The sequence below is a fragment of the Kitasatospora sp. NPDC057518 genome (assembly GCF_042802075.1).
GTDB lineage: Bacteria > Actinomycetota > Actinomycetes > Streptomycetales > Streptomycetaceae > Kitasatospora.
The window spans coordinates 1-2,727 of record NZ_JBHVEU010000698.1; the positions used below are offsets into that span (position 1 = coordinate 1).

A 2,727-nucleotide genomic window follows, 5' to 3' on the forward strand; every position below is an offset into this window, starting at 1 on the left:
CCGGATCGGTGGTTCAGCCCCCGGCGGCCCGCAGCCGGGCCTCGGCGGCGTCCAGCAGCAGGTCCAGGGCGTACGGGTAGCCGCTGCGGCGCATGTCGGCGGTGAGCAGGTGGGCGGTGGCCGCGATGTGGGGGTGCTCGGCGGCGTCGAGCCGGGCGTAGGAGGCCTGCCAGACCTCGAGGTCGGCGTTCTGGGCGGCGGACGGCAGGGCGAGGGTGGCGGCGTCCAGGGCGGCGAAGCCGAGGCTCTGGTCGACGAAGGCGTGGTAGATCCGGACGGCCTCCGGGTCCGGGAAGCCCGCCGTGCGCAGGACGCCGAGGATCGCCTCGACGGCGGCGATCTCGTGGGCGCGGCCGGTGGTGCGGTGGGCGGCGAGGATGGCGGCCTGCGGGTGGGCCAGGTAGCTGGCGTGGATGCGCAGGCCGATGGCGCGCAGGTCGGCGCGCCAGTCGCCGGTGGGCCGCCAGTCGTGCTGGGCGCGGCCGATCAGCTCGTCGGCGACGGCGAGCAGCAGGTCGTCGGTGCTGTGGAAGTAGCGGTAGACCGCGCTCGGATCGGCCCCGAGCGCGGCGCCCAGCCGCCGCACCGTGAGCGCCTCGGCGCCGTGCCGGCCGATCAGCCGGATCGCGGTGTCGACGATCAGCTCGGCGGACAGCACCACACCCTGCTTGGTGGGTCGCCGCCGCCGCCGTTGCGGCTCGGGGACTACGCGGTCGGTCATGCGCCCGAGGTTATGTCAAGGATGCTGACACAAACCAGGGGTCGGGAGCGGAAGCCCGGCCTCAGCAGGAGACGGTGCGGCACGCGGCCGCCCGGGCGCCGAAGCCGCGGACGGCGGGGGAGGCGCGGGAGGCGTGGGGGGCGTGGGGGGCGGGTTCCGAGGCCGCGTCGGACGAGGGCCGGGAGCGGCGCGCACGGGCATTGGTGGGCAGGTCTGCGGCGCCTAGGATGCGATCATGGCTGATTCGGCACCCTCCACCGGCGCTCCCGGACCCCGCGATCCGGAGCTGGGCTTCCCGCGCCCCGGCGAGGTGCTGCAGCGGCTGCGCACCCAGCGCGGTATGTCGCTGCGGCAGGTGGCCGCCGAGTGCGGGCTGTCGGTCTCCTTCCTGGCTTCGCTGGAGCGCGGGGAGACCGACATCGCGCTGGAGCGGCTCGGCCGGCTCGCCCGGGTGTTCGGCCACGACGTCGGTTCCTTCCTGGGCTTCTCCCGGGGGCGGGCGACCCCCGCGCTGTTCCCCCGGGAGGGGCAGGAGGAGCTCCAGCGGGCCCCGGGGGTGGTCTACCGGGTGGTGCGCTCCCCGGAGCTCGGCTACCAGGTGGTCACCGGTGACTTCGCGCCGCACAGCGGTCTCGGCGAGGAGCTCCAGCACGAGGGGTCCGATCTGATCACCGTCACCCGGGGTGAGCTGGTGGTCCGTTACAACGGGGTGGACCACGTGCTGGGAGCCGGCGACAGCATCCAGTTCTCGGCCGGCCATCCGCACAGCTTCCGCAACGAGACGGACGAGCCGGCCCAGCTGGTGGGGGTCCTCTTCTCCAGCCTCTACTGACTTCCGGGCGTCGCCGCCTGCTCGCCAACTGCCCCACGGACAGCGGTCCGTGGGGCAGTCGGCGTTTCGGTCCCGGGATGTCGCCGCAGGGCCTGCCCGTCTCGACGTGAGCGATATTCTGCTCTACGGTGCTCTATATCGAACAATCGAGGAGATCCAGAGGAGCTCGGAGATGACGATGCCGACCCCGCCGCTCGAGGGCGCCGCGCGCGAAGCCGTCCCGGACGCAGGCCCGCCCGTGGGGACCGGCGAGCGGCGGGGCCGGGGGACCGGCGCGGCCCTGCGTGTGGCGCTCGTGGTGGTCTGGAGCTCCGGATTCATCTCCGGCAAGCTCGGCCTGCGGCACGCCGCGCCGTACACCTTCGCGACCTTACGGTTCGCGATCGCCGGGCTGGTACTGCTGGCGATCGCCGGAATCCGCCGGGAGCGCCTGCCCCGCGGGCGCCTGCTGCTGCACCTGGCGGTGGCGGGTGTGCTCGTCCAGGGCGTGCAGTTCTCCAGCATCTACATGGGCATGAAGCTCGGGGTGTCCTCCGGGCTCGCCGCGCTGGTCATCGCGCTCTACCCGCTGACCACATCGCTGCTGGCGGTGCCGCTGCTCGGTGAGCGGGTCACCCGCGGCCAGTGCCTGGGCCTGGTGCTCGGGATGGGCGGCGTCGCGCTGGCCGTCGCGGACCGGATCGACCTGTCCGGCGGCTACCTGCTGGGCCTCGGCTTCCTGCTGCTGGGCCTGCTCGGCATCTCGTACGGCACCGTCCACCAGAAGCGCCATTGCGCGCGGATGGAGCCGGTGGGCGGCAACGCGGTGCAGCTGCTGGCCGCCGCGGCGGCGGCGCTGGTTCCCGCGCTGCTGGTCGAGGGCTGGTCCGTGGAGTTCACCGCCTCGTACTGGCCGGTGCTGCTGTGGACGGCGCTGATCAACTCGATCGTCGGCGTGGGCCTGCTCTACCACCTGCTGCAGCGGCACGGCACGAGCCAGGTCAGCAGCCTGTTCTACCTGGTCCCGATGTGCACCGCCGCCTTCGCCGCGGTGCTGCTCGACCAGCCGCTCGGCGTGCTGACCCTGGCCGGGCTGGTCCTCGCCTCGGCCGGCACCGTCCTGGCGAACCGTGTCCACCGCTGAACGGCGGGAGGGCCGGGCGCTCGACCCGGCCCACCCGCGCCTCCCTCAGGC

Annotated in this window: 3 protein-coding genes; 2 read left to right on the forward strand and 1 reads right to left on the reverse strand. The window is 73.8% G+C overall.

What is annotated here, in order from left to right; all coding sequences use genetic code 11:
- Window positions 1-13: 13 nt before the first annotated feature.
- Complete coding sequence (locus tag ACFU7Z_RS38490) at window positions 14-721, reverse strand: TetR/AcrR family transcriptional regulator (protein ID WP_117490533.1); 708 nt, start codon at window positions 719-721, stop codon at window positions 14-16.
- A 235-nt stretch (window positions 722-956) separates the two neighbouring features.
- Between ACFU7Z_RS38490 and ACFU7Z_RS38495 the strand changes: the two genes are divergently transcribed.
- Complete coding sequence (locus ACFU7Z_RS38495) at window positions 957-1,553, forward strand: cupin domain-containing protein (protein ID WP_049649217.1); 597 nt, start codon at window positions 957-959, stop codon at window positions 1,551-1,553.
- Window positions 1,554-1,725: 172 nt separating this feature from the next.
- Complete coding sequence (locus ACFU7Z_RS38500; RefSeq protein ID WP_380782782.1) at window positions 1,726-2,676, forward strand: DMT family transporter; 951 nt, start codon at window positions 1,726-1,728, stop codon at window positions 2,674-2,676.
- The last annotated feature ends 51 nt before the right edge of the window (window positions 2,677-2,727 follow it).